The sequence below is a fragment of the uncultured Planktomarina sp. genome (genome assembly GCA_943788425.1).
GTDB lineage: Bacteria > Pseudomonadota > Alphaproteobacteria > Rhodobacterales > Rhodobacteraceae > Planktomarina.
Window position 1 is genome coordinate 91,173 of record CALSQF010000001.1, and the last position, 26,154, is coordinate 117,326.

A 26,154-nucleotide genomic window follows, 5' to 3' on the forward strand; every position below is an offset into this window, starting at 1 on the left:
GAAAAGATGTTCGCAGACTTAAAAGACAAATATACAGCCGTGAGCGGCCGTCAGATTATCAGCTTATTTGATGACCAAAGAGCCGCTGAATTTTCGGTGCAGGCCGATGGTTTGTTTTTCGACTACTCCAAAACCAATATTGATGATGAAACTCGAGATATGCTTTTGGCACTCGTCGACAAGGTCGATTTACTGCGTAAACGCGCTGCGATGTTTTCAGGCGAAAAAATTAATATCACCGAAGATCGCGCGGTTTTGCACACCGCTTTGCGCCGCACATCTGGTCCGCTCATGGTGGAGGGCTGCGATGTGATGGAGCAGGTTCTGACCACGCGCGCGCGCATGCTGGAATTTGCCGAGGCCGTACGATCTGGAGAAGTGAAAGGGCAGGGTGGTGCCTATACGGATGTGGTGAATATCGGCATTGGCGGCTCCGATTTGGGTCCTGCTATGGCCTGTTTGGCACTCAAACCCTACGCAGGAATCCCTCGGTGCCATTTTATCAGCAATGTGGATGGCGCTCATGTGACGGATGTTTTGGAGAGTTTGAATCCTCGCACCACTTTGGTGATTGTGGCATCCAAAACTTTTACCACGATCGAAACTCTCACCAATGCTCAGACAGCCTTGCGCTGGATGGCTGAGGCGGTGGAGCGGCCGGCCGATCAATTTGTGGCCCTGAGTACCGCAGAGGATAAGACTTCTGCCTTTGGGATTGCCGCACATCGTATCTTTGGTTTTGAAGATTGGGTCGGTGGACGTTATTCGGTTTGGGGCCCGATTGGCCTGAGTCTGGCCATTGCCATTGGGGCAGAGCATTTCCGAGCGTTTTTAAGTGGTGCTGAGGCAATGGATGCGCATTTCCAAACTACGGCGGCGCAAGACAATTTGCCCATCATGTTGGCCTTGGTGGGAGTGTGGCATGCCCAGGTAGCTGGATATGCCACGCGCGCTGTGTTGCCCTATGAACAGCGCCTTTCTCGCTTTCCTGCGTATCTACAGCAGCTTGAAATGGAGTCTAATGGCAAGGGCGTGGGGATCGACGGCCAAGACCTCACGGATCCCTCTGGGCCAATTGTTTGGGGAGAGCCGGGCACAAATGGGCAGCATGCCTTTTATCAATTGATCCACCAAGGCCAGCATATCATTCCGTGCGAATTTATGGTGGCCACCGAGGGCCATGAGTCAAAATTATCTCATCAACACCAATTGCTTCAGGCCAATTGCTTGGCGCAATCACAGGCATTGATGCTCGGGCGGGACCTGCCCACAGCGTTGAAGATTGCAGAAGGCAAAGGGTTTGAAGGCGCGGAATTGGAGCGCCAAGCCCGGCATCGGGTATTTAAAGGCAACCGCCCGTCCACGACATTGGTCTATCCCAAACTCACGCCCTTTTGTCTTGGACAGCTGATTGCACTCTATGAACACCGGGTCTTTGTCGAAGGGGTGATCCTTGGGATTAATTCTTTCGATCAATGGGGTGTTGAGTTGGGCAAGGAATTGGCCACTGCTTTGGAACTGGTGCTCAAAGGCAGCCATGCCGGGGGAGAAAATGACCCCTCAACATTGAACCTTGTGGCACAGCTGCGCGCTTAAAGCTCCACAACCCGGTTCTCCAGCGCCGAAAGCTGGGCCGCTTGCCCCATTCGCACGGCCCAAATTCCATCGGTCAGGCTGACCTCTGGCACCGCGCCTTGCAAGACAACCTTTTGAAACCTTTGATGTTGATAAAAGGTTGAACCATTGTGATCACCCGCTGCAAGCAGCGTTTTGGGCACGGGGGTGTCGATCCGGCGTGGGCCCATCGGGCAGCGCGGGCTGATTACAACATGAGGGACGGGCGGGGATGCCATGTGTGCTGGCCAAAACCGCGCCGGACCAGGCACATTGCAGGCAATCTTCCCTTTAGGACCAACGGCGTGAATTTCCTCCTGATATTCTGAACCTTCTGCGAACATGCTCAACTCTAGCATGGCGCGGGCCCCGCTCGCAAAATCCATGATCACATAACCAGAATCCCAGATGTCTGAACGTCGCCCCTCATAGACCTCATCGAGGTGATTCACTTCCTGGCCAGCGCTGGCCATCACCCGTATTGGGTCGGATTTCAAAATCAGCCGCATGAGATCAAAGAAATGGCAACATTTTTCGACCAATGTGCCACCAGAATTTTGATTGAATCGATTCCAATCGCCAACTTTTGGCAGAAACGGAAAGCGATGCTCGCGAATGGTGAGCATTTTGATCCCGCCCGTGACGTCTTCGGCTTGATCAATCAGCGCCGCAACAGGCGGCATATAGCGATACTCCATCGCAACCCAAACTGGGGCGGGATAGGTTTGCGCCAAGGCAGTGGCTTGCGCCAAATCAGTGGGATCGGTGAAGAGGGGTTTTTCGCATAAGATTGGCAAAGCACGCTGGGCTGCAATCTGTTGCAGCTGCTGCATATGGCAGTGATTGGGGCTGACGATGACCAGGCAATCAAGGGCTTCGAAAGTTAAGAGTGCGCCCAAACTTTCAACCATTGTGGCGTTTGGCAAGGCCTTCGCCGCGCGTGCGCGCATTTGAGAGTCCGGTTCAAACACGACCGTAATCTGCGTGTCGTCTAACAGCTCAATGTTGCGAATATGCTCCTGGCCCATCATGCCGCAGCCAATTAATCCATAGCGTAGTTCCATTATCTGTCCTTACTTGATACGAGCGACATAGCGTGAAACGGAAGGATCGTACCAATTTCTTGAAAACTCGAGGGCGGCGCCTGTGTTGGCCCATGCGATTCTTTCGACATAACCGGCCGTTTCTCCTGGACGCAGACCAAATTGATCTACACCCCAGGTTGGTGTTGGGGCAAAAGACACGCGATCTTCGGCCCGGACGATCCAAAGTCCAAAACGGGTTTGATAGGTGTGATAGAGCGATTCTGAAATTTCTTCGGGCGCGATATGATCGGCCACTGAACCATCAAGCCAGATCTCTTCTAGAGCCGCGGGCTGGTGATCCAAAAACCGCAGGCGGCGAAACCGAAAAGCTGCTGGGTTTGCCCCAAAATAGGGAGCATCTATTGGTTTTGGAAGCCGGTCAACCGACAAAATATGCGCGGTGGGAAGGCCGGCCCCACTCAGAGATTCCAACCTAAAAAATGAATAAATATTCGCGGTTTGTGGAGCGATATTAATGTAATTTCCTGATCCTTGGACACGGCGCAAAAGATTTTGATCTTGCAGACGGTTCAAGGCTTTACGCAGCGTGCCAACCGCCACGCCAAATTCTGCCGCCATAGTGCGTTCCGGCGGCAAGCGTTCTCCATCAAGCCATTGCCCCGCGGTGATGCGCCGCGCGATAGCTTCGCTGATCTGCACATAGGTTGGCAATGCGCCGGGTGAGGGGTGTGGACTGGCCATGGGGGTGAAGATTGATACACTATTGATTTACGTCTTGATGTGAGATTTAAACGTGAAATGCAAGTCTTCTTTTTGAGATCACAATGACCGTCGTTCCTATAACATCCGCTGATCTGAAGGCGGCCGAAGTCTCTTGGTTTTCGGCCCTGTGTTCTGATGACTACCGATATCTGGGCGTGCCTGATGGCACATTGCGCTCCTCATGGGCCCATTGTAGCAAAATTGTTCAGCAGTCAGAGACCAATGGCTTTCGCAATATTCTGTGCCCATCCTCTTATCAGGTTGGGCAGGATACTTTGTCTTTCGTGGCTGGATGCGCACCGATCACCGAGAACATAAATATGCTAGCGGCTATTCGCTGTGGAGAGATGCAGCCCATTATGTTGGCGCGAACCGTTGCAACTTTGGATCACATGCTCAAAGGGCGTTTGACCTTGAATGTGATTTCGTCGGATTTCCCGGGCCAAAAGGAACCGAGCCCCTATCGTTATCAAAGATCGCGGGAAGTGGTACAGATACTAAAGCAAGCCTGGACGGCAGATGAGATAAATTTTGAGGGTGAAATTTATAATTTCCAAGGGGTCAGCACAGAACCGGCGCGGCCCTATCAACAAAACGGCGGCCCGCTGCTTTACTTTGGCGGTTACTCTCCCGATGCGGTCGAACTTTGCGCCGAACATTGTGATGTCTATCTGATGTGGCCCGAGTCTCGCGAAGATTTGAGCCAAAGGATGCAGGCGGTCGATGCGCGGGCAAAGACTTATGGGCGAACGTTGGATTACGGGCTGCGCGTTCACATGATCGTGCGCGATTCGGAGCAAGAAGCGCGTGAGTTTGCACAGGAATTGGTCTCGAAACTCGACGATGAAACCGGCAGCGTCATCCGCAGCCGGGCCTTAGATAGTGGATCTTATGGGGTGTCGCGGCAAGCGCGGAATCGAGATTTGGCTGATATGGATGGGTTTATCGAACCGCATTTGTGGACCGGGGTAGGGCGGGCGCGCTCGGGCTGCGGCGCCGCACTTGTGGGATCTGCCGATCAAATATTGTCCGAGCTCGAAGCCTATCAAAAAATGGGCATGCGATCATTTATCTTTTCAGGCTATCCGCATTTGGAAGAATGTGACTATGTTGGCAAGTTGGTTTTGCCTGAATTAAAAACTTGTTCTCTGCCACATGAATATGGTCGAGTTCCTGCAGACTCCCCTTCAACACCTCTTGGAATTGGACCCCGGTAATAATGGAACGTATTTCTTTGAGCGATAACGTCACGCTGAGCCGCTTGGTCTATGGAATGTGGCGGCTTGCTGATGACCAAAATACCAGCCCTTCTCATGTTCAGGCAAAAATTGAAGCCTGTTTGATCCAGGGTATCACGACGATGGATCAAGCCGATATTTATGGTGGTTATGAGGCGGAAGAGGTATTGGGGAATGCTCTGCGCGCCGCGCCGCAGCTGCGTGACCAGATTGAAATTGTTACGAAATGCGATATTTTGGTTGGGGCTGGGCGATATGCCAGTACACGTATCAAACATTACGACACTTCGGCGGCTCATATAGCGGCTTCTGTCGACCACTCCCTGCGTTTGATGGGTATAGATTACATTGATCTTTTATTGGTTCATCGTCCAGACCCACTGATGGACCACTGGGAGACAGGTGCTGCCTTGGATATGGCAGTGAAATCAGGTAAAGTGCGCAGTGTTGGGGTTTCAAATTTCAAATCGCATGATTGGTCTTTGCTGCAATCTGCAATGCAGAGCCCTTTGGTCACCAATCAAATTGAAATCAGCGTGCTTGAAAATAGTGCTTTTACAAATGGTGATTTAGCCTTTTTGCAAGAACGTAATTTACCGGCAATGGCTTGGTCTCCACTCACAGGTGGTGCTTTGTTTTCTGGAGAAAATTCTCGACTTTTGGCATTGCTGTCCGATTTGGGGCAGGGTGACGCTGCAGCTGCAGCTGTGGCATGGCTCTTGGCGCATCCGTCCAAGATAGTGCCAGTGCTTGGAACCAATAATCTAAACCGTATCAAAAAACTTGGTTCTGCCCTAAATATAAGCATTAACAGAGAAACTTGGTTCGAGATCTATACCTGCGCCATTGGGCAAGAGGTGGCGTAATGACCCTAAAAAGCAAATTACTGCGAAACATATTAAGAGTTCGAAATGCTCTCATAAAGTTTGTATTAGCATCATGACTTTGTTTTTTTTATTGCTGCAGCCATTTCAATTTTTTAATGACTTAGCGGGTCGTATTGGACGTTTTATATCTGTAATCGCCTTGGCGATGATGGTTTTTGTTATTTTGCTTCAGGTATTTTGTCGTTACATTTTAAACAATGCATTGCCATGGCCTGATGAAGCAGCACGTTTTCTTATGCTATGGTTAACCAGCCTGATGGCACCAATTGCGCTGCGCCAAAGCGGCTTTGTGGCAATTGATACACTTCATCGATACTTTTCAAGCCATTTAGTTTCAGCAATTGCTTTATTATTATCATTAATTTCCTTAATTGTGCTTTTAGTAGCTTTTCAATTAGGCTGGAAACACGTCGGTTCTGGATCGATGTTTTCGAGTGCCTCATTAAAAATACCGTTGTATTTAATTGGCTTGAAAACGATAAAAATGAGCCTTTTTTATATGTACCTGTCTTTGTTTACAGGAGTGACTTTAATGATATTTGTTAATATTGAGATGATTTTACGCCAACTTTTATTAATAATAGATAAAAATATCTTCCTTAGGCCTATTCCGAACCTAGAAATTGAAAGGATAGACTAATTTTACTGTGGTTTCTCCCCCTCTTTTTAGTGTTTTTAATCGTAGGGTTACCTGTGTTTTTTGGCTTGCTTGCAGCACCGGGATTATTGTTGTGGTTGAACGGCCAAGAACGAGACATTGGTCTATTATACAGAAATGTGTATAACGGTATTGATAGCTTCCCTTTAATGGCAATACCTTTTTTTATGCTTGCCGGAGAGCTGATGAACCGGGGTGGTATTACTGGAAGATTAGTTGAATTTTCGCAAGCTATGCTTGGCCATTTGCGAGGCGGATTGGCACACGTCAACATTCTATCTTCTATGTTGTTTGCAGGTTTGTCAGGCTCAGCTGTGGCCGACACTTCGGCATTAGGTTCAATGTTAATACCTGCGATGGAAAAGCAAGGTTACTCGCGTCGTTTTGCTGCTGCCATTACTGCTGCTAGCTCCGTCATTGGACCAATTATACCACCATCTGGAATAATGATAATATACGCATATGTCATGGGAGAAAGCGTGGCTGCATTGTTTTTGGCTGGAATTGTACCCGGTATTTTAGTCGGTTTAGGATTGATGATTACTGTAAAATTTATGGCTGACCGATATGATTTTCCAGTGGCCAGCAATAAGTACAGTTGGAATGAAAGAGGGAAAGCTAGCCTGAAAGCGTTTTTTCCGCTTTTAACGCCTATTATAATTTTAGGTGGAATTCTTGGCGGCGTGTTTACTCCCACGGAAGCCGCGGCGGTTGCAGTTGGATATGCAACATTTATTGGCCTATTTGTGCTTAAGACCTTGCGTATAAAAGACCTCCAAAATGTACTAACGAAGGCTGCGATGACGTCGTCGGTAGTTTTGTTGTTAGTCGGAGCAGCAATGGCTTTTAAGACTGTTGTTAGCCTTAGCCATGCGCCGGAAATTCTGGCTGTCTACATTGTTTCTTTGTCCAATAATCCTCTAGTATTGCTGTTTTTAATTAACATTTTACTTTTTATAGTCGGAATGTTTCTTGACGCCGGTCCTGCTATTATCATTTTGGGCCCAATACTTGGCCCTATATTTGTTAGCCTTGGCGTAGATCCCATCCATTTTGCAATAATTATGAGTGTTAATCTCACAGTAGGCCTAGCAACGCCGCCTATGGGGTTAGTCCTTTTCGTGGCATCATCAGTGTCAGGTGAGCGTGTTGAGGCTATCGCTAGAGCAATTATCCCATTCTTGTTGGTTGAAATATTAGTGATCTTTCTAATCACATATGTTCCCGCCATCTCGATGACCATCCCCCGTTTGACGGGGTTTTTAAACTAGACCTTAACAACAAAAAACTAGGGAGGACAACATGCTAAAAGGTACAATTAAGTCACTTACTGTTGCTGCAATACTTGCAACAGGTGCAATCTCAGCTCAGGCTGCAGATTTCACAATTCGTGCTACAGCAAATTCAAATGAAAACGACGAGGATTATGACGGCCTTATCGTTTTTAAAAATTATGTCGAGAGCGCGTCAAACGGGGCTATAGAAGTTGAATTATTTATTGGCACGCAGCTTTGCTCAAAAGGTGCTGAATGTCTTCAAGGTGTAGCCGATGGCTCTATAGATGTGTACATTTCCACGTCGGGTGGCGCGGCAGGGATTTTTCCATATGTTCAAGTACTCGATTTACCATACTTAATGGCGGATGATCGTGTCGCAGAACATGTTTTATCGGGCGAATTCACGCGCACAGTCCGCAAAATGGCTCTTGAAAACTCTGGAGACAAAATTCGCTTGATGACAATCGGTAACACGGGTGGATGGCGTAACTTCGCCAATACTAAACGTCGTGTGCAAAGCCCGAGTGATATGGACGGCCTTAAGATCCGTACTGTTGTCGCGGATTTGCCACAAGAATTAGTGCGGGCACTTGGTGCTTCTCCAACGCCCATCCCTTGGCCGGAACTTTTCACGTCCTTTCAAACAGGAGTTGTTGAAGGATCTAAAAATGGCATTACTGACATCATGGGCATGAAATTTCCTGATGCTGGTCTGCAATATGTAACTTTAGACGGTCACGCGTACATGGGTGCACTTTGGTGGATGTCCAACGACAAGTTTATGTCACTACCAAATGACATGCGCACAATAGTGGTCGATGGTTTTGCTCAACTTCAGCAAGCAACTTTTGCCTCACCCAAGCGTAAATCGATTCAAGCATATGCTGATTTTGTTGCAGGTGGTGGCGACCTCTATGTTCCAACACCAGAAGAAAAAGCTGCGTTCAAGAGTGCCGCGGCGCCAGTGTACGATTGGTTTAAGGCTAATGTTGATGGCGGAGAAGAGGTTTTTGACGCTCTAACATCCGCAGTAGCTGCAGCCGAAGCAGAACTAAATTCTGGTAGAGCGAGCGATATAAACTAACATTTCTGAAAGTGTCGCGCGAGTTTGTTCGCGCGACACAACTATTAAAGTCGTCTATAAAAACTTAATGTTGAATGGTAAGGAGCCTATTTAAATGGATAAAGCCAAACTCTATAATCATCGATTAAAAGATGTGCTTTAGCTATCTGATCGCTGGACATTTTTTTAACGACCTCCTCCTGACTTATCATCGCATCAGGGTCATTGCCAATTGCGGACAAAACATACCACATGTAAGCTCTCGTCAGATCTATCGAGGGCATTCCGAGTCCGACTTCATAATACCATGCCACTCCCGATTGTGCTCCTGGATGTCCTTTCATTGCTGCTCGCAAATACCATTCAAAAGCGCGTTCGTAGTCTTGTTCAACACCAAGCCCCATCGCATACATTATGCCAATGAGCTCTTCCGCTTCGGCGTTTCCAGAACGAGCAGCAGGCCAAAGAGCCGCACGAGCCTCCATAAATTTGCCAGCCTCCATCAAATCACGGGCTTCCTCAAGCTCTGCCTGCGCCATAGATCCAATAAAACTAACAAATATAAAAATCTGGGTGATAATTGCCCTACGCAAAAATTGTGGCCAAAAATACTTCAATGTCTTACCCTATATCTACTTGCTTCAAATCCAAGTTATGCGGAAAAATATAGTCTTTCTCAAGAGCACTTTCTTCCCACGCAAATTGCAAGAGTAAAGATAGGACAACTATTGTTCTATGATAAAATTTTATCTGGAAACCGCAATATAAGCTGCAGTACCTGCCACCATCCCAAACATGGTGGAGGAGATGGATTGAGTTTGGGTATTGGTGAAGGTGGCGTAGGTCTAGGACCAAAAAGGTCCGCTGGTATTGGCGATAGTAAAATTTTAAAACGAATACCAAGGAACTCAAGTTCCCTATGGAATCTTGGTCATGAATCAATAAAAGTCGTTTTCCATGATGGTCGTCTTGAAATTAGTGATATTTATGAAAATAGATTTAACTCGCCCGCGCAAGAATGGCTCCCAGACGGTTTAGATACTATCATCGCAGCTCAGGCTTTATTTCCTCTCGTTGCTCAATTTGAGATGGCGGGAAACCCGAAGGAAAATGAGATAGCTGGCGCTGTTCACGATCGAATTGATGCGGCGTGGCCAATTTTAGCAAAGCGCGTTAGGATAATACCTGAATATGGCAAAATGTTTGTCAAAGCATTCTCCAATATTGATTCACCCGAGCAGGTAAGTATTGTTGACATAGCCAACGCCTTGGGTGATTTCATAAATTTTGAGTGGCAGAGTTTTGACAGCCCTTATGATGAATTGGTCGTCAATGGTATCAATTTAAGCGATGGCGCAGAACGTGGCAGAAAAATATTTTTTGGTCGTGGTGAGTGTTCAAGTTGTCATAGTGGGCCGTTGTTTACTGACCAAAATTTCTATGCACTGTCCTTACCTGCTTTTGGACCAGGCCGCACCAGGCTTTTCGATCCAATAGCGCGCGATACTGGCCGCATGGGCGAAAGTGATAAATCTGAAGACGCTTATAGATTTAAAACCCCAAGCCTGCGAAATGTAACACTAACAGCTCCGTATGGCCATAACGGAGCATATCCCTCGCTGGAAGGAATTGTGCGTCACCATTTGGATCCAATTGGAATGAGTGCTAAATGGACACGTGATATGGCTAATCTGCCGCCAGCTCCTTGGCTTGAGGACATTGATTTCGTGGTGCAATCTGATCAAAGAGAGATTAATCGTCAAAAGCAACTAATTGATATTAATAAAATCCATTTAAGTGATGATGATGTATCTGATATTATTCTATTTTTGGAAAGCTTGACAGGTAAAACCGCTGAATTGGGCAGGCTCGGCATTCCTGATAAGGTCCCAAGCGGATTGTCGATTGATTAATGTTTGTGATAACCGATTTTAGGCGCATTTTAATCTATAAGAATAGTTTATGTTTAGATTAAGATCCAGCCTTGTAAACGTTATACAGCTGCTGCCAGACGAATGAGAACTCGCATCGAATTACTGGTAGGGCTTATATCTATGCGCTCAATAATTTGCGCCAGTCTGCTTAGCGGCACTGCGTGACCATATTGAAATTGTTATGAAATGCCACAGGATGCGCGGGGCTGGGCGATATGCCAGAACACGAGTGAAGCACTATGATACCTCTGCGGCGCCTATTGCCGCTTTGATCGATCATTCATTACGCCTCATGGGCAATTAAAAAATTGACCTTTTACTGGTGGACAGGCCAGATCCAATGATGTCTCTTCACGAGACAGGAGCGGCTCTGGATTCTGTGGTGGCCACTGGGAAAGTGGCGTCAGTGGGTGTATCGAACTTTAAACGCGATAACTGGACCTTGTTGCAATCGATAATGAAAACGCCTCTAGCCACCAATCAGATCGAAATAAGCGTTGTGGAGAATAGCGCATTTACCAATGGCGATTTAGTTTTTTGCAGGAATTTGGTGTGTCGCCCATGGTTTGTTCCCGCTGGCTGGCTGCGCATTGTTCCGGGGGGAGAACCCCAAGCTTCTGATTTTGTTTCAAATGATTGGTGCTCGTGATGTGGTCGCGGCTGCAGTGGCTCGGCTCTTGGCGCATCCAGCGCGCATCATGCCTGTGCTGGGCACCAACAATCTCTCGTGCATCGCTAAATTGGATGCAGCTTGTGCCATTACGTTTGACCGCGAACGGTGGTTCGAAGTTTTTGAATCTGCTAATGGCTGCGAGGTGCCATAGCGGTTTGCTATCGCAGGCGCGGTGGTTTGGTGGAGGAGCCGAGAATTAAATCAGCATCCAGCAATATACCTTCAGGGTCTCGGCTGGGGTCGGCGATGGTTTTGAGCAAAAGATCCGCGCTCAGGCGGCCGGCTTCGCGCACGGACGAGCGGGTGGCGGTGTAGACGGGCACGGCAGCGGCGTCGCGAAAATAAGACAAGTCATCATCATGGGTTATCACAGAGACATCCCGTCCGAGTTTCAACTCCCGTTCATCGAGCGCGCGCTTTATACCATGGGCCATAATGATCGAAGAGGTGACGATGGCCGTCGGCGGGTCGGGCAAGTCTAGAAGCGCAAGGGCATTTTTATAGCCATTTGGCTCGGTCATTTCGCTATGGGTTACGTAGGCATTAGCGAGTTCGATGTTGTTTTCTTTGAGCGCACGCAGATAGCCCTGCGTTCTGCGCACGGCAAAATCCACACCCGCCATACCGTTGATCAAACCAATGGTGGTATGGCCCAATTCGATCAACAATTGCGTCGCTCGAAAAAAGGATCGCTCATTGTTGACGTCCACCCAATTGTATTTCTCCGGTGTATTGCTTGAGCGCCCATGCACAACAAAAGGCAGATTGAGGCTATTGAGCTGGGCAATGCGTTGTTCGTCGACGCGCGGTGCGTGCACCACCACACCATCCACCGTAGACCGCGCGGCCAATTCCTTATAGCTGGTAAATTCATCTTCATCGGGCACCAGTGAGAGTAACAAATCATAGCCGCTTTGCGCATAGCGTGCACTGGCGCCGGCGATGAAATCTGCAAAAATCGGATTGACCAGTTCATATTCTTTGGAAACCGAGACCAAATGCCCGATTGTCATCGATTTCCCGGTGGCCAGGCGACGGGCGCGCGTGTTGGGTTTGTAATTGTGTTTTGCCGCTGCTTCCAGGACCACCTGGCGGGTTTTTTCACTGACCTCTGGGAAGCCATTTATCGCGCGACTCACTGTGGTCTGAGACATGCCAAGCTCTTGGGACAGAGATTTCAGATTTGTTAAATTAGTCAAAGCGCTTCCAATATTTTACAAAACTTTCTTGGCGACCAGGCAAAAATCCAATTTTATAGAAATTTTGGCCAATTTTTGCTATTTGTGTCTCATTTTTTGAAAATAATAAAGGTATATTTTTTCTTTAAAGAGCTTTTTTGTGAGTTGACAGCGCGTAGATCGCAGAATAACCAGACAATATCCAAAGCGCTTTGATAAATTTAAGGCGTAAAAAATTACTTGCGTTTTGACTCGAAATCTATGTTGTGTTTTGAGAAACCATGCTGGTTTTTAGGGTGCCGCTTTGAGAGGCGTTTGGAAATGTTTGAGGCGCGTTTTGAGGGGTAAAAACTGTGAATAGGATAGACTTTTGGGAGGAATAAATGTCTTTTTCGAATAAATTTTTGAGCGGAGCTGCCGTGGCGGCTTTGTCCATGTCTTTCGCCGGAATGGCGCAAGCGGATGCTTGTGATACGCCCTCTGAGCTTGGTGATCTGGGCAATTTTGCTGGTGAAGTCATCACCATTGCTGGCTCCATGGAGGGCAAGGACGAAGAAATGTTGCTGAACACCGTGAGCTGCTTTGAAAAAGCAACTGGCGCGGTTGTGCAATATTCTGGTTCGCGCGATTTTGCTGCGCTTGTCGTTGCCGATTTGCGGTCCAACAACGCGCCAAACATCGCGATTTTTCCGCAGCCCGGTTTGGCTGCTGATATGGCCAAAGAAGGTCACTTGGTGCCGCTGGGTGACGATTTGGCCAATTGGATGTCCGATAACTACGGCGCTGGGTCTTCATGGGTTGATCTGGGCACATATGCCGATGCCGATGGCAAGGAAGATTTTTACGGTTTTGCCTTCAAAATGGATCTGAAATCCTTGGTTTGGTATTCTCCAGAACAGTTTGAAGACAACGGCTATGAAATCCCTACCACGATGGAAGAGCTGATTGCTCTGTCCGATCAAATGGTGGCCGATGGCAACACCCCATGGTGTATTGGTGTGGAATCGGGCAATGCGACCGGTTGGACAGCGACCGATTGGATGGAAGATCTGATGCTGCGCACAACGTCGCCAGAAAACTATGACCGCTGGGTTTCCAATGATCTGCCGTTTAACAGCCCTGAAGTGCTGAACGCGATGGAAGTTTACGGCCAGTTCTCACGCAATGATGACTATGTTGCCGGGGGCGCTTCCTCTGTTGCAACAACATTCTTTGGTGACGCGCCGAAGGGTCTTTTCTCATCGCCGGCCAGCTGTCTGATGCACCGTCAAGCGTCTTTCATCCCAGCGTTTTTCCCGAAAAAAGGCGAAGAAGTGGCAAATGGTGAAGCGGATTTCTTCTACTTCCCGCCCTATGCCTCTGCAAACCTCGGCAACCCAGTTTTGGGCGCGGGTACGCTTTGGACCATGGCAAAAGACTCCCCAGCAACACGGGCGTTCTTCCAATACATGACCGAAGCTTCTTCACATGAAGCTTGGATGTCACAAGGCACATTCCTGACCGCCCACAAAGGTGCAGACTTGAATGCCTATGCGACACCTGCCTTGCGCAAACAGGGTGAAATCCTGTCCAACGCCACTACATTCCGTTTTGACGCATCTGATTTGATGCCAGGGGCGATTGGTGCCGGTGCTTTCTGGTCAGAGATGACTGCTTTTGCAAATGGCCAGGATGCGAAAACCACAGGTGACAACATCCAAGCCGCATGGGATGCCATCAAATAAGATGGACCTAAGGTTATAAGCTTGAGGAGCGCAAAGTGTATTTGCGCTCCTCTTTTTCTAAGCACCTCTATTACCAGATATGATTTAAGGATCATGCGATGCGCGCCCTCAGCCCGATCATAGCCAGTAATGGCCTTGCGATTTTTTTGACAATTGTGTTTCTTTTGCCCATCACAGCAATTTTCGCTTTTGTGGTAACAACGCCATTAGACGATGCAATGGCAAACTTGGGCCTTTGGATGCATGCGCATTGGCAATGGTCTTTTCCCGAATTTGACACGCAAGAGCGATTTGCAAAAATTGGATTTGCCCTGAGATCGGTTGTGATTGCAGTGGGAATTTCGTTCTTTTATTTTGGCATTTCGAATTGGCTCAACGCCAGTATGGCGCGGGTGTGCTGCAAAAATTCTCTTGGCCGCCAATCTAATATAATTGAAGCGATACAGCCTTGGATTTTTGTGGGTCCGACTTTGGTTTTACTGCTGTTGTTTTTGCTTGTTCCGGCCTTATCCACGCTTTCATTGTCGTTTCAAGAATATGATGGCACGCCCTCAGTGCGCAACTATGCCTTTCTCTGGGATCCTGAGTCACTGGGATATTTGCAATTCCGCCTGGCGATGCGCAACAGTCTGATGTGGCTCATTTTAGTGCCCTCGACCTGCATCATCTTCGGCCTTTTGATCGCCGTGCTGGCCGATTCCGTCTCTTGGGGAGTTGTGGCCAAAACCTTTATCTTTGTGCCTTTGGCGATTTCCTTTGTTGGGGCCGCGGTGATCTGGCGCAATATATTTGCCGGCGGCGGGATTGAGCCGCTCGAGACCATCAATGGCATGACACCCTCCTATCAAATAGGATTGCTCAAATCCTTGTTGGGACATACGGCGGAATATAATGAGCCGCTGTATAGCCTGAAGTTTTGGGGCAATTTCTTTTTGATGTGGATCTTGGTTTGGGTTCAAACCGGCTTTGCCATGGTGATCTTTTCTGCGGCGCTGCGCGGTGTTCCGATGGACACCATTGAGGCGGCAAAGATTGACGGAGCCAATCCGTTTCAGATGTTCTTCCGCGTGAAGCTGCCGCAGATCTATTCCACGGTTTTGGTGGTTTGGACGACATTGGTGGTCTTGGTACTTAAGGTATTCGATATCCCCTATGCGCTATCGGCCAATGACGACGATAAATTATTACTGGCGACCATGATGGAAAACGCGCGTAACAATTGGTCGATTGGTGGTGATAATGTGGACAATCTTTATGCGTCTATCGCGGTGATGCTCATGCTGACAGTTGTGCCCAATATGGTGTTCAACGGCTGGCGCATTCGCCGCGAACAAAGAGAGCTTGGGAATTAAGGTATAGATAGATGACAAAAACTCTCAGCCATATTGTCCTTGCCCTCATCGTATTTATTTGGGTTGTGCCCTTTGTGGCCCTTGTTTCAACATCGATGCGATCTGAAGTGGCCGCGAAAACCTCTGGGTTTTGGACCTCTTTCACGCCCACGGAATTGGGGCATCGGTTTGCCACCCATGAGCGGGGCGGAACCGAGCCTATTATGGTCATGCGCGGGAATATTCTGGAGCGGATCAATGCTGGAACCTCTGGCTATGAGGTCTCCGGCGATGTGAAATCCATTTTGATCAAGACCCGGATAGCCGATCCGGAAAACCCCGGTAAAACTAAATTGGTCCGCAAATTGGTTCCGGCGGGAGAAACGATGGATGTTCGCGGCGGGGCGCTCGTCTTTGACACCAACGGCGATTTCACCTGGACCTTTGACGAGGCCACGGCGCCCAAGCCCAAAAATCTTGATGTCTTTATCGATCAAGACCCAGCGTTTGGGGCTGATGCCTATGTTGAAGTCTTGTTCGACAATAAAAACGTCCCCAATGCGTTGATCTCCTCATTCATCGTCACCATTCCTGCAACGATCATCCCAATCACTATTGCCGCTTTTGCTGCCTATGCCTTTGCTTGGATGCAGTTTCCGGGACGGGACTGGTTGTTTGTAATCGTGGTCTCGCTGATGGTGGTGCCGACGCAATTGGCCTTCCTGCCCATTTTGCAAGGCTTCAGTGGAATCGCCTCATGGGCCACCGCCTTAAATCAATGGTTGACTGATTGTGAGCTCACTGACAGCTGCCAAGTGGCTTCGAAATCCTTTGCCAGTCTTTGGATCACCCATACGGCCTTCGGCCTGCCTTTGGCGATTTATCTGCTCCGAAACTACATCGTGGGCCTGCCTAAAGAGCTTTTGCAAAGCGCGCGGATTGATGGAGCCAGCCATTTGCAAATCTTCACGCGGATCATCGTGCCGTTGTCCGTACCGGCTTTGGCTTCTTTTAGCATCTTCCAATTCCTTTGGGTTTGGAACGATTTGATCGTGGCTTTGTATATCGGGCCGAACAATTCGTCAGATTTGGTCTTCCCCATTCGCCTGCAAAAACAATTGGGAACTTTCAAAGATCAGCTGCATTTGCTGAATGCGTCTGCGGTGATTTCTATGATCGTGCCGGTTGTCGTGTTCTTGTCGATGCAGCGATATTTCATTCGTGGGCTGCTCGCTGGCTCGGTAAAAGGTGGTTGACTATGCCTGATCTTAAATGGTGGGAAACCGCTGTTATTTACCAAATCTATCCCCGTTCTTTTCAGGATTCCAATTCTGATGGGATTGGCGATTTGCCAGGGATCACCACGCGGCTTGAGTATATCGCCAATCTCGGGGTTGATGCGATCTGGATCAGCCCATTCTACCCTTCGCCGCAGAAAGACTTTGGCTATGATGTCTCCGACTACTGCGATATCAATCCTGAATATGGCACCTTGGCAGATTTTGACGCGTTGATTGCCAAGGCCCATGGGCTTGGCCTTAGGTTGATGATTGACATCGTGCCGGGACATTGTTCCGATCAACACGCTTGGTTTGAACAAAGTCGGCAGTCGCGCGACAATCCAAAAGCGGATTGGTTTCACTGGTCCGATCCATTGGCAGACGGCTCGGCGCCCACCAATTGGCTGTCATTCTTTGGCGGGCGGGCGTGGACATGGGAGCCGCGGCGCCAGCAATATTATTTACACAATTTCCTACCAAGCCAACCCAACCTCAATCACGCCAATCCGAGTGTTGTTGAAGCTTTTCGCCAGATTGCACGCTTTTGGTTTGATCGTGGCGTTGACGGATTTCGCATGGATGCGGTGCATACGGTCAATGCAGATACCGCACCGTATCGCGACAACCTGCCGAAACCAAACTTTAAGCTGGGCAACTTACCCCAGGAACAACAACCATTTTTCCGGCAATTGCATGACAGTGCGCAGCTCAATCAACCGGCAATTCAAAGCTTCATCGAAGCCTTTCGCAAAGTTGCAGATGAATACGAGGGAGACCGCTTCTTAATGGGTGAGTTGCACGGTGATAATCCGGTTTTGGCCAGTGAAACCTTCACGGCCCCGGGCCGTCTGCATGCCACTTACAACTTTAATCTACTTGAATGGGCCGGGCTTGATGTGGGTGGACTGGAGCAGGCTATTTCAAACGCGATTGAGGCCTTTAATGGGACTGGGCGTCTAACCTTTGCCTTTTCCAATCACGACGTCCCGCGCTCTGCGACGCGCCAATTGGCGCCGCTGGGACTTGGCCACGAGCATCAAGAGGCGTTGCAATTGCTTTTGCTGAGATTGGAAACAAGTCTGATTGGTTCGACCTGTGTCTATCAAGGTGAGGAATTGGCCCTGAGCGATGTGCAAGATATTCCACTCGATCAAATGCAAGATCCCTGGGGGATTGAATTTGCGCCGGTTTTCCTTGGCCGTGACACCTGCCGCACGCCTATGGTTTGGCGCAAGTCTGACAATAGCTGGGGTGGATTTTCCGATGCGGTCAACACTTGGCTGCCCGTAGCGGAGCCCCATCTGTCGCGTGCGGGCCTAGACGAGGCTGAGCGACCCGGTTCAGTCTACTGTAAATTTGCCGAATTTTTGACCTGGCGAAAAGCACAGCCGGCCATGATGCGCGCCAATAATATGACGTTAGTGGCCAGTGGGCCGAAAGAAATTGTCTTTGATCGTATGTCCGAGACGCAAAATCTAAGATGTCGCTTCGATTTTGAAACATTAACAGCATCCATCGCGGAGATTTAAATGGCTCAAGTAGAATTACAGGATGTGAATAAGGCATTCGGTAAAACGGAAGTTATTCGCAATGTCGGGTTGGAAATTGAAAAAGGCGAATTTGTGGTCTTTGTTGGCCCCTCAGGCTGCGGCAAGTCGACTTTGCTGCGGTTGATTGCCGGGCTTGAGACGCTCACGAGCGGCGATATTTGCATTGCTGATAAGACCGTGACCGATCTACCGCCGTCCAAACGCGGCATAGCCATGGTTTTTCAATCTTATGCGCTTTATCCGCATATGACGGTTTATAACAACATGGCCTTCTCTCTGGATCTGCAAGGCGTGCCAAAAAAAGAGATCCGTGAACGGGTTGAGGCGGCGGCGAAGATTTTGCAGATGGAGACATTGCTGGACCGCCGCCCAGCAGCTCTATCTGGCGGGCAACGGCAAAGGGTGGCGATTGGTCGGGCGATTGTTCGCAATCCGGATGTGTTTTTGTTCGATGAGCCGCTGTCCAATCTTGATGCGGCTTTGCGCCATGACACAAGGGTCGAAATTGCCCGGCTGCATGCGCAGCTGGGTGCGACGACCATCTATGTTACCCACGATCAAGTTGAAGCGATGACTTTGGCCGATAAGATTGTTGTGCTCAAAGCGGGTGAGGTAATGCAGGTCGGCGCGCCGATGGACCTTTTCAACAAGCCGGCTAATGAGTTTGTTGCCGGATTCCTGGGCTCTCCCACGATGAATTTCTTTCACGGCACGTTAATTGGGAAGCCTGAAACGCCAGAGCAGGGGCGGTTTTCTGGTGGCGGCATTGAAACGGGTGACGTTCGCTTGGTGTCCACGGAAAAATCCATTGGCGATTCCGTAAAACTCGGCATTCGTCCGCAGCATTTGATTTTGGATGACAAAGGCCCACTTGAGGGTACTGCGTCCTTGGTGGAGCATCTGGGCACTGACACAATCATCGAATTAATGGCTGCTGACAACACGCTGTTCCGCTTCGCGACGGCAGATGCCATAAATGTGACGGCAGGAGATGTTGTGCGCTTTGGCTTTGACCCCGAAAAGGTACATATCTTTTGATAAAGCGCAGCGAATTTCCAGAAGGGTTTCTATTTGGAACGGCCACATCGGCATACCAAATTGAAGGGCATGCCAAGGGTGGGGCCGGGCTCACCCATTGGGATAGTTTTGCCGCCACCCCTGGAAATGTCGTGCGTGCTGAGCATGGGCAATTGGCCTGTGACCACTATCACCGCTTTGAGCAAGATTTGGATCTTGTGGCTGCGGCCGGTTTTGACACCTATAGATTTTCAACTAGCTGGGCCCGCGTGATGCCCGAGGGCAGGGGGCCGGTCAACCAAGAGGGCTTGGATTTTTATGATCGCCTCACGGATACGATGTTGGAGCGCGGATTGAAACCCGCGGCCACGTTGTACCATTGGGAAATGCCCTCTGCTCTTGAGGATCAGGGCGGTTGGCGCAATCGTGATATTGCCCATTGATTTGGCGATTTTACCGATGTCGTCATGGGGCGGATTGGCGATCGGATGGTTTCGGTCGCCCCTATCAATGAGCCTTGGTGCGTCAGCTGGTTGTCACATTTTGAAGGGGCACATGCGCCCGGTCTGCGTGATATTCGCGCGACGGCACGCGCAATGCACCACGTGCTTTGCGCCCATGGTACTGCGATTGCCCGGATGCGGTCTTTGGGCATGACGAACCTTGGGGCTGTGTGCAATTTCGAATTTGCCAATCCCGCAGATGATAGCGCAGAGTCCGCCGCGGCCGCAGGGCGCTATGACGCGATCTACAATCGTTTCTTCATGGGTGGTATATTCCACAAGTGCTATCCAGATTTGGTGTTAGAAGGGCTTGAGCCGCATTTGCCCAAGGGTTGGGACAGTGATTTTGATTTGATTGGGGCACCAGTCGATTGGTGCGGCATTAATTATTACACCCGTTCAAATATCGCAGTCAAAGACGGCGCTTGGCCAAATATGCAAGCGATTGAGGGGCCTTTGGAGAAAACCCAAATGGGGTGGGAGATTTATCCCGATGGGCTTTATGAGTTTATCATGCGCACCCACCGCGAGTATACCAAGGGCCTGCCGATCTATGTCACCGAAAATGGCATGGCCAATGACGATCCGATTGTGTCAGGCAGCATTACAGACGATGCCCGAGTTGCCTATATTGAGGCGCATCTGCAAGCGGCGATGCGCGCGATCTTGGACGGTGCGCCTTTGATGGGATATTATATCTGGTCGCTACTGGACAATTACGAATGGGCCCTGGGTTATGAGAAACGCTTCGGCCTGGTGCATGTGGATTTCGACACCTTGGAGCGCCGGCCCAAAAAGAGCTTTGAAACCCTCAAAGGTTGGATTGAACGGTAGGGCGCAGGAGCGTCTGATTGGTTGGATTGCGGCAATTTGAATTGTTGGTTGGTATTTTGCAACCGGTTGCAAAAAAAGCGAATCGGATTATAGTCCTGTTATGTTTCGAGCCGCGCGGTGGGCGCTGTCTTTTGGTGGCTGCTCTTTGGGAGGTTTGAAACCTTTTTTTAACGGTTTCCGCCAAAATATCCTTGGCAAAGAGGAAGAGTTGGCGGGCAGCAAAAGCTCAAAATATTTTGGGCAATCCGGAAAACTTCATTGTGCGCCGGGCACATTTTGGGAGAGAACTATGAAAAAACTACTATTGGCGACTGGCCTGACAGCCTTAATGGGCACAACAGCTGCGGCGCAAGAAATTGGCGCGACATTTTCGCGGTTTGATGACAATTGGTTGACCGTTTTGCGCACGGGTATGGTCGAATACGCCGGCACAATCGATGGCCTATCCTATCAGCAAGAAGATGCCTCCGATGACTTGGCCAAGCAAATTGACCAGGTGCGCAACTTTGTGGCCTCCGGTGTGGACGCCATTATTGTCAACATCGTGGACACATCTGCCGGTGCAGCGGTTTCTGCTGCCGCTGGGGATACGCCACTGGTTTATGTAAACCGTGAGCCTGACAACGTGGATGTTTTGCCTGCGACCCAAGCGTTCGTAGCCTCCAATGAGATCGAATCTGGCACATTGTCTGCATTTGAAATCTGCAAAAACTTGCGTGCCGATGGCAAAGCTGGCGGTGCGCGCGGTTATCTGATGAATGGTCAGCTGTCGAACCAAGCCGCTGTGCAGCGTTCGAAAGACGTGCATGACGTGATTGGCATGGATATGTGTAACTTCATGACCATCATTGATGAGCAGACTGCCAATTGGTCTCGTGACGAAGCGCAAGATTTGATGACAAACTGGATGTCCTCTGGTGAACCATTTGACTTTGTTTTGGGCAATAATGATGAAATGGCCATCGGCGCTATCCAAGCCATGAAAGCCGCCGGCATGGATATGGCTGATGTGCAGGTTGGCGGCGTTGACGCCTCGCAAGACGCGCTTCTGGCAATGGCTGCTGGCGACTATGATGTCACTGTATTCCAAGACTCCGTTGGCCAAGGCACAGGGTCCATTGACACAGCTTTGCGTTTGATCGCTGGCGAGAAGGTCGACAAGAAAGTCTACATTCCATTCGTACTGGTAACACCGGCGAATATGGGTGACTTCCTCGACAAAAACTAAGGTTTTGTGAGACGATAAACTCCGGTGGCGGCGCAGATCAAAATCTGCGCCGTCTTCACCATATTTGACCGTTCAACATGGGGCTTATTTATGTCAGACACCAGTCACGGCACCGGCGGACTTACATTCGACAAGACAAAGAAGTCTTGGCCAAGCGAATTGAATGTCCTGTTGGCATTGATCATTATCATAGTCATTTTTGAATTTTTGGGGCAGGTTCTGCCGTATATGAACGACCAAAGCTTTCTGTTCGATACCAAAGATCGGTTCGATTCCATATTCAACGAAGCACGTCTCAAGATCATTATCTTACAAGTTGCCATTATTGGCATCATTGCCCTCGGCGTATCGCAAGTGATTATTACCGGCGGTATTGACCTCAGCTCTGGGCCATTGGTGGCTGCGACGGCTATGATTGCCATGAGTTTTGGGCAGACGGAATTGGTCAATGGATTTGCCAACCCTAAAGCTTTGTTCGGCCCATGGGCTATGGATCTTCCGGTTGTTGTCCCGGTCGTGATTGGCCTGTCATTTGGGGCCTTTATCGGTGCCATTAATGGCACCTTTGTGTCCTATTTCAAAATCCCTCCCTTTATTGCCACTTTGGGCATGTTCTTGATCTGCCGCGGCATTGCGCTTTGGTGGTCCTCTGGAAATCCAATTTCTTTTCCAACGGCACAGTTTCAAGCGATCGGCGGTGGTATGATGCCGGTGTTTTGGTTTCTGTCTCTGGCCGTTATTTTTCATATCATCATGCGCTACACCGTGTATGGCAAACATACCTACGCAATTGGTTCCAACGAGGAAGCCGCGCGCATGTCGGGGATCAATGTCAAACGCCATAAAATTATGGTTTATATGATTGCGGCTATGTTGGCGGCCTTTGCCGGGATAGTGTTGAGCGCCAAAGCCTCCACCGCACAGGCCGGTATGGGTGAATTTTATGAGCTCTTCGCGATTGCTATGGCGGTAATTGGTGGCATCAGCCTCTCCGGTGGGCGGGGATCTATCATTGGTACGGTGCTTGGGGCCATGGTTCTGGGTGTTATACGCTCTGGCTTTACCTACATCAAATTGGACGGATCCTATCAGTTGATGGCCATGGGGGGAATCATCATCGCGGCGGTGATTTTAGACCAATATCGCCAACGCAATAAAGTTTAGTCAGGAGATCATAAAATGAGCGAAGACATTGTTCTAAAAGCGACAGACCTGACCAAACACTACGGAGGGGTCCATGCGCTAGAAGGCGCAAATTTTGAACTGCGCAAAGGTGAGCATGTCGCCATCATGGGGGACAACGGCGCTGGAAAATCCACCTTCGTGCGCCAGATCACCGGGGTTGAGCAACGCACGCGTGGTACCGTGGTGTTCGATGGCACAGAGGTGAATTTTTCCGGCCCAATCGAGGCGCGGGAATCTGGCATTGAAACGGTGTTTCAAACTTTGGCTTTGGCCGATCACTTGGATGTGCCCGACAATCTCTTTTTGGGACGGGAAAAAACAAAATGGAATTGGCTCGGTCCATTCCGCTTCCTGGACTATAAAGCCATGCGCCAAGACACACTCGCGGCCTTGGAAAAAACGGGAGTCAAAATCCCAAATATTCATAACACCATTGAGAAAATGTCTGGAGGGCAAAGGCAATGTGTAGCGATTGCCCGTACAGCCTCCTTTCATTCCAAATTGACCATCATGGACGAGCCGACCGCCGCGCTTGGCGTGCAAGAAACTGAGCAGGTGGAAAATATCATACGCCAATTAAAAGCGCAGGGTGAACCTTTGATCCTTGTCAGTCACAACATGCGGCAGGTTTTTGATTTGGCGGACCGCATCGTGGTGTTTCGCCGCGGACGGATTTGCGCGAATTTGGATATAAAAACCGGTGATTATACCGGTGAGGACGTTGTGTCTTATATCACTGGTGCGAAAACAGGTGCCGAATATGAGGGTGCAGCTTGAAAAAACTGTTCAATCTGGAAGATCGCTTCTTCGCCCCGCTTTGGATTCGCGCTACGATTGTTGTGCTGCTTGCCTTTTGGACGATGGTTGAACTTTTCGCTGGGGCGCAGGGCTGGGCCGTATTCTTTGCCGCCTTGGCCGTATTTTCAGCTTGGCGCTTTGCCGTGATTGATTATACGAGCGAGGATGGTGGCGACTGAAGGCAGGGGATGAATGGCTGTAACTTTAAAAGATGTGGCGGAAATGGCGGGTGTGTCCCGTTCGGCCGTGTCTCGCACATTCACAGAAGGCGCCTCTGTCTCGAAAAAGGTTCGTTTAAAGGTGATAGAGGCCTCTCAAGCTTTGGGGTATAGCCCAAATGCTTTGGCTTCATCGCTCACCACTGGTCGGACCAAACTGATCGGAGTCATTTCCGACAACTTTCACAACCCTATTTTTTTGGAGGTCTTTGATCTGGTGACCAAGGGCTTGCAGGATCGCGGTTTGCGCCCCCTGCTGGTCAACCTCTCTGGTGAGGTGGATCCTGCCAATTCTGTCCGCATGCTCAAACAATATTCTGTCGATGGTGTGATTGTGGCCTCCTCCACCTTGCCGGTGAGCTTTGCTGAGGCCTTTGACAGCGCTGGCGTGCCAGTGGTGCATTGTTTTGGTCGCCATTCTGAGACGCCGCGCGTCAACACACTTGGCATCAATAATTTTGCTGCCGGGCAGCTGGCCGCTGAAACGCTTTTGGCGCGGGGCTATGAAAAAATTGCATTCATGGGTGGCCCAAAATCGGCGACGTCGACCCAAGATCGTTGCGACGGCTTTATCGCAGCCTTGCAGGCGCGCTCTGTCAACCATTCCATTTCCTATGCCAGCGCCTACTCCTTTGAGGCAGGGCGCGCAGAAATGCTCCGCTTGATTGAGGCCGGTCCGGCGCAGGCCTATTTTTGCGGCGATGATGTTTTGTCAATTGGTGCGCTGTCGGCGGCGCAAAGTTTTGGCCTGTCCGTGCCTCAGGACATTGGCTTTTTAGGTCTCAACGATATGAAAATGGCGCAATGGTCAAATATTAATCTCACAACGATTCACAATCCTATTGTTGAAGTTGTCGCAAAATCCGTGGATCTGGTGGTGCGCATACTGGCCAATCCCGATCAACCGCCACAAGCTGTGCTGTTCCTTGGTCATGTTGTTGAGCGCGGCAGTTTACGGCCCATTGCCCGTTAAGACTGGGCCGTAAACTTTTGTTTATCGGAACATCGGTGGGCGAGCGTCACACCAGGCGCCATCTTCCTTGCCCGATTGCGCCACCGCAAATACTGCTGCCATAGAGCGGAGGCCATCTTCGGCCCGTGGATATAGATCTGCAGCTGGATCAATGCTACGGTTCTCTTTGCGGGCCCAAATGGCTTCGGCGAGATCGGTATAAATATTGGCAAAGGCCAGCGGCATGCCTTCCGCATGTCCAATGGTCACACGGCTGGTGCGATCTGCTTCGGGCGATAGAGACGCCTCACCGCGTTCAATTACCTGCAAACGTTCACCCAACGGCATATAGTACAGCTGATTGGGCTGCTCTTGCGACCAACGCAAACCACCTTTTTCTCCAAACACTTGAATCCCCAGACCATGCTGACGCCCAATGGCGATCGAGGAGGTCCAAAGACGCCCCACTGTGCCGCCATCCATGCGAAAGTTGACCATCGCGTCATCTTCCAAAACCCGGACATCGATACATGAAACAGTATCAGCGCTCAATTTGGTCACATCCTGACCGGTAACAAAGGAGGCCATATGCAGCGCATGGATGCCGCAATCGGCAAATTGCGCCGAGACACCCGCCTGCGCCGGATCATAACGCCAGCGCACCCGTGGATTGTCCGCGTCAGCGGCATCAGCGTGGTGGCCATGGGCAAATTCCGCATTGACCAGACGAATTTTTCCCAGATCGCCGCGTGCAACCATCGCTTTCATGTGCCGCACGAGCGAGTAGCCTGAATAACCGTAGTTCACTGCGCAGATGTTACCGGTGGCTTGCGCAATTTTTACAATTTCTTCGCCTTCTTCCACGGTCATCGTCATGGGCTTTTCGCAAAGTACGTGAAACCCGCCTTCAAGAAAGGCTTTGGTGATCTCAAAATGCGTTGAATTGGGGGTGGCGATGGTGACGAGATCAATCGGATCGTCCTGCGCTTTTTCACCAGCCAACATGTCCTGCCAGCTGCCATAGGCGCGATCGCCCAGTCCCAGGCGGCGGCCATAGCCAATTCCCTCGTCTGGTCGATGATCCAATGCGCCAGCTGTGAATTCAAACAAGCCATCAAGCCGCGCGCCCAAGCGATGCGCTGGACCAATTTGGCTGCCTTCACCGCCGCCAACCATACCCCATTGTAGTTTTGTCATAACAGCT

The 26,154-nt window shown here is 49.7% G+C and carries 24 protein-coding genes and 1 pseudogene; 20 read left to right on the top strand and 5 right to left on the bottom strand.

Translation table 11 applies throughout. The annotated features are described in order from the left end of the window. The first annotated feature begins 6 nt into the window (after positions 1–6). On the top strand, positions 7–1,596 hold the full coding sequence (pgi, locus tag ABLW18_RS00495) for a glucose-6-phosphate isomerase (RefSeq protein ID WP_347822948.1): 1,590 nt from the start codon (positions 7–9) through the stop codon (positions 1,594–1,596). Here pgi and ABLW18_RS00500 read toward each other — a convergent pair. Next, entirely contained in the window at positions 1,593–2,678 is a 1,086-nt protein-coding gene (locus ABLW18_RS00500; RefSeq protein ID WP_347822949.1) for a Gfo/Idh/MocA family oxidoreductase, read from the bottom strand. The two genes, pgi and ABLW18_RS00500, sit on opposite strands and share 4 nt — an antisense overlap. A 9-nt stretch (positions 2,679–2,687) precedes the next feature. After that, positions 2,688–3,401 carry a GntR family transcriptional regulator gene (locus ABLW18_RS00505; protein ID WP_347822950.1) on the bottom strand — a complete coding sequence of 238 codons (714 nt, stop codon included), beginning with the start codon at positions 3,399–3,401 and terminating at the stop codon, positions 2,688–2,690. Between the two features lie 83 nt (positions 3,402–3,484). Here ABLW18_RS00505 and ABLW18_RS00510 point away from each other — a divergent pair, with 83 nt between their 5' ends. The 5 genes from ABLW18_RS00510 to dctP all read left to right on the top strand — a co-directional run bounded on the left by ABLW18_RS00510 (position 3,485) and on the right by dctP (position 8,566). Further along, entirely contained in the window at positions 3,485–4,639 is a 1,155-nt protein-coding gene (locus tag ABLW18_RS00510; RefSeq protein ID WP_347822951.1) for an LLM class flavin-dependent oxidoreductase, read from the top strand. A gap of 2 nt (positions 4,640–4,641) precedes the next feature. Then, complete coding sequence (locus ABLW18_RS00515; RefSeq protein ID WP_347822952.1) at positions 4,642–5,526, top strand: aldo/keto reductase; 885 nt, start codon at positions 4,642–4,644, stop codon at positions 5,524–5,526. 73 nt (positions 5,527–5,599) lie between these two features. Beyond that, complete coding sequence (locus ABLW18_RS00520) at positions 5,600–6,187, top strand: TRAP transporter small permease subunit (protein WP_347822953.1); 588 nt, start codon at positions 5,600–5,602, stop codon at positions 6,185–6,187. Beyond that, positions 6,187–7,476: a TRAP transporter large permease gene (locus tag ABLW18_RS00525; protein ID WP_347823233.1), complete on the top strand. Its 1,290-nt coding sequence runs from the start codon at positions 6,187–6,189 to the stop codon at positions 7,474–7,476. The genes ABLW18_RS00520 and ABLW18_RS00525 overlap by 1 nt, the downstream gene beginning before the upstream one ends. 31 nt (positions 7,477–7,507) lie before the next feature. Then, entirely contained in the window at positions 7,508–8,566 is a 1,059-nt protein-coding gene (gene dctP / locus ABLW18_RS00530) for a TRAP transporter substrate-binding protein DctP (RefSeq protein WP_347822954.1), read from the top strand. 86 nt (positions 8,567–8,652) lie between these two features. On the opposite strand, the gene ABLW18_RS00535 is transcribed toward dctP, so the two are convergent. Continuing rightward, the gene (locus ABLW18_RS00535) at positions 8,653–9,084 is read right to left on the bottom strand and encodes a tetratricopeptide repeat protein (RefSeq protein WP_347823234.1); all 432 of its coding nucleotides are present in this window, start codon (positions 9,082–9,084) and stop codon (positions 8,653–8,655) included. Positions 9,085–9,261: 177 nt separating this feature from the next. Between ABLW18_RS00535 and ABLW18_RS00540 the strand changes: the two genes are divergently transcribed. The 3 genes from ABLW18_RS00540 to ABLW18_RS00550 all read left to right on the top strand — a co-directional run bounded on the left by ABLW18_RS00540 (position 9,262) and on the right by ABLW18_RS00550 (position 11,303). After that, positions 9,262–10,458, top strand: coding sequence for a cytochrome c peroxidase (locus ABLW18_RS00540; RefSeq protein ID WP_347823235.1), 1,197 nt, complete (start codon positions 9,262–9,264; stop codon positions 10,456–10,458). 340 nt (positions 10,459–10,798) lie between these two features. Continuing rightward, positions 10,799–11,128, top strand: coding sequence for an aldo/keto reductase (locus tag ABLW18_RS00545; RefSeq protein WP_347823236.1), 330 nt, complete (start codon positions 10,799–10,801; stop codon positions 11,126–11,128). Continuing rightward, positions 11,070–11,303 (top strand): hypothetical protein, encoded by a 234-nt coding sequence (locus ABLW18_RS00550; RefSeq protein WP_347822955.1) that lies wholly within the window; start codon positions 11,070–11,072, stop codon positions 11,301–11,303. Before ABLW18_RS00545 ends, ABLW18_RS00550 begins: the two co-directional genes overlap by 59 nt. Positions 11,304–11,310: 7 nt before the next feature. On the opposite strand, the gene ABLW18_RS00555 is transcribed toward ABLW18_RS00550, so the two are convergent. Next, a complete protein-coding gene (locus ABLW18_RS00555; protein WP_347822956.1) occupies positions 11,311–12,306 on the bottom strand; it encodes a substrate-binding domain-containing protein in 996 nt (331 codons plus the stop codon). Positions 12,307–12,713: 407 nt separating this feature from the next. On the opposite strand from ABLW18_RS00555, the gene ABLW18_RS00560 reads away from it, so the two are divergent. The 11 genes and pseudogenes from ABLW18_RS00560 to ABLW18_RS00610 all read left to right on the top strand — a co-directional run bounded on the left by ABLW18_RS00560 (position 12,714) and on the right by ABLW18_RS00610 (position 24,971). Then, on the top strand, positions 12,714–14,054 hold the full coding sequence (locus ABLW18_RS00560; RefSeq protein WP_347822957.1) for an ABC transporter substrate-binding protein: 1,341 nt from the start codon (positions 12,714–12,716) through the stop codon (positions 14,052–14,054). A gap of 98 nt (positions 14,055–14,152) precedes the next feature. After that, positions 14,153–15,406 carry a sugar ABC transporter permease gene (locus tag ABLW18_RS00565; RefSeq protein WP_347822958.1) on the top strand — a complete coding sequence of 418 codons (1,254 nt, stop codon included), beginning with the start codon at positions 14,153–14,155 and terminating at the stop codon, positions 15,404–15,406. Between the two features lie 11 nt (positions 15,407–15,417). Next, positions 15,418–16,641, top strand: coding sequence for a carbohydrate ABC transporter permease (locus tag ABLW18_RS00570; protein ID WP_347822959.1), 1,224 nt, complete (start codon positions 15,418–15,420; stop codon positions 16,639–16,641). A gap of 2 nt (positions 16,642–16,643) precedes the next feature. Further along, positions 16,644–18,194, top strand: a complete 1,551-nt coding sequence (locus ABLW18_RS00575; protein WP_347822960.1) for an alpha-amylase family glycosyl hydrolase — start codon at positions 16,644–16,646, stop codon at positions 18,192–18,194. Continuing rightward, positions 18,195–19,253, top strand: coding sequence for an ABC transporter ATP-binding protein (locus ABLW18_RS00580; RefSeq protein ID WP_347822961.1), 1,059 nt, complete (start codon positions 18,195–18,197; stop codon positions 19,251–19,253). It begins immediately after the preceding gene. Further along, positions 19,250–20,569: pseudogene (locus ABLW18_RS00585) on the top strand (GH1 family beta-glucosidase). The gene ABLW18_RS00580 and the pseudogene ABLW18_RS00585 overlap by 4 nt, the downstream one beginning before the upstream one ends. 289 nt (positions 20,570–20,858) lie before the next feature. Then, the gene (locus tag ABLW18_RS00590) at positions 20,859–21,797 is read left to right on the top strand and encodes a substrate-binding domain-containing protein (RefSeq protein ID WP_347822962.1); all 939 of its coding nucleotides are present in this window, start codon (positions 20,859–20,861) and stop codon (positions 21,795–21,797) included. A 90-nt stretch (positions 21,798–21,887) separates the two neighbouring features. Further along, entirely contained in the window at positions 21,888–22,961 is a 1,074-nt protein-coding gene (locus ABLW18_RS00595; RefSeq protein WP_347822963.1) for an ABC transporter permease, read from the top strand. Between the two features lie 15 nt (positions 22,962–22,976). Further along, positions 22,977–23,759, top strand: a complete 783-nt coding sequence (locus tag ABLW18_RS00600; RefSeq protein WP_347822964.1) for an ATP-binding cassette domain-containing protein — start codon at positions 22,977–22,979, stop codon at positions 23,757–23,759. Then, a complete protein-coding gene (locus tag ABLW18_RS00605; protein ID WP_347822965.1) occupies positions 23,756–23,959 on the top strand; it encodes a hypothetical protein in 204 nt (67 codons plus the stop codon). The genes ABLW18_RS00600 and ABLW18_RS00605 overlap by 4 nt, the downstream gene beginning before the upstream one ends. Positions 23,960–23,972: 13 nt before the next feature. Next, complete coding sequence (locus ABLW18_RS00610; protein ID WP_347822966.1) at positions 23,973–24,971, top strand: LacI family DNA-binding transcriptional regulator; 999 nt, start codon at positions 23,973–23,975, stop codon at positions 24,969–24,971. 21 nt (positions 24,972–24,992) lie between these two features. On the opposite strand, the gene ABLW18_RS00615 is transcribed toward ABLW18_RS00610, so the two are convergent. Continuing rightward, positions 24,993–26,147, bottom strand: coding sequence for a Gfo/Idh/MocA family oxidoreductase (locus ABLW18_RS00615; protein WP_347822967.1), 1,155 nt, complete (start codon positions 26,145–26,147; stop codon positions 24,993–24,995). Between the last annotated feature and the right edge of the window lie 7 nt (positions 26,148–26,154).

Excerpts from the sequence above, each read along its gene's own strand:
- pgi (WP_347822948.1), top strand. The coding sequence starts at position 7 with ATGTTCGCAGACTTAAAAGACAAATATACAGCCGTGAGCGGCCGTCAG.
- ABLW18_RS00500 (WP_347822949.1), bottom strand. The coding sequence starts at position 2,678 with ATGGAACTACGCTATGGATTAATTGGCTGCGGCATGATGGGCCAGGAG.
- ABLW18_RS00505 (WP_347822950.1), bottom strand. The coding sequence starts at position 3,401 with ATGGCCAGTCCACACCCCTCACCCGGCGCATTGCCAACCTATGTGCAG.
- ABLW18_RS00510 (WP_347822951.1), top strand. The coding sequence starts at position 3,485 with ATGACCGTCGTTCCTATAACATCCGCTGATCTGAAGGCGGCCGAAGTC.
- ABLW18_RS00515 (WP_347822952.1), top strand. The coding sequence starts at position 4,642 with ATGGAACGTATTTCTTTGAGCGATAACGTCACGCTGAGCCGCTTGGTC.
- ABLW18_RS00520 (WP_347822953.1), top strand. The coding sequence starts at position 5,600 with ATGACTTTGTTTTTTTTATTGCTGCAGCCATTTCAATTTTTTAATGAC.
- dctP (WP_347822954.1), top strand. The coding sequence starts at position 7,508 with ATGCTAAAAGGTACAATTAAGTCACTTACTGTTGCTGCAATACTTGCA.
- ABLW18_RS00535 (WP_347823234.1), bottom strand. The coding sequence starts at position 9,084 with ATGGCGCAGGCAGAGCTTGAGGAAGCCCGTGATTTGATGGAGGCTGGC.
- ABLW18_RS00555 (WP_347822956.1), bottom strand. The coding sequence starts at position 12,306 with ATGTCTCAGACCACAGTGAGTCGCGCGATAAATGGCTTCCCAGAGGTC.
- ABLW18_RS00560 (WP_347822957.1), top strand. The coding sequence starts at position 12,714 with ATGTCTTTTTCGAATAAATTTTTGAGCGGAGCTGCCGTGGCGGCTTTG.
- ABLW18_RS00565 (WP_347822958.1), top strand. The coding sequence starts at position 14,153 with ATGCGCGCCCTCAGCCCGATCATAGCCAGTAATGGCCTTGCGATTTTT.
- ABLW18_RS00570 (WP_347822959.1), top strand. The coding sequence starts at position 15,418 with ATGACAAAAACTCTCAGCCATATTGTCCTTGCCCTCATCGTATTTATT.
- ABLW18_RS00575 (WP_347822960.1), top strand. The coding sequence starts at position 16,644 with ATGCCTGATCTTAAATGGTGGGAAACCGCTGTTATTTACCAAATCTAT.
- ABLW18_RS00580 (WP_347822961.1), top strand. The coding sequence starts at position 18,195 with ATGGCTCAAGTAGAATTACAGGATGTGAATAAGGCATTCGGTAAAACG.
- ABLW18_RS00590 (WP_347822962.1), top strand. The coding sequence starts at position 20,859 with ATGAAAAAACTACTATTGGCGACTGGCCTGACAGCCTTAATGGGCACA.
- ABLW18_RS00595 (WP_347822963.1), top strand. The coding sequence starts at position 21,888 with ATGTCAGACACCAGTCACGGCACCGGCGGACTTACATTCGACAAGACA.
- ABLW18_RS00600 (WP_347822964.1), top strand. The coding sequence starts at position 22,977 with ATGAGCGAAGACATTGTTCTAAAAGCGACAGACCTGACCAAACACTAC.
- ABLW18_RS00610 (WP_347822966.1), top strand. The coding sequence starts at position 23,973 with ATGGCTGTAACTTTAAAAGATGTGGCGGAAATGGCGGGTGTGTCCCGT.
- ABLW18_RS00615 (WP_347822967.1), bottom strand. The coding sequence starts at position 26,147 with ATGACAAAACTACAATGGGGTATGGTTGGCGGCGGTGAAGGCAGCCAA.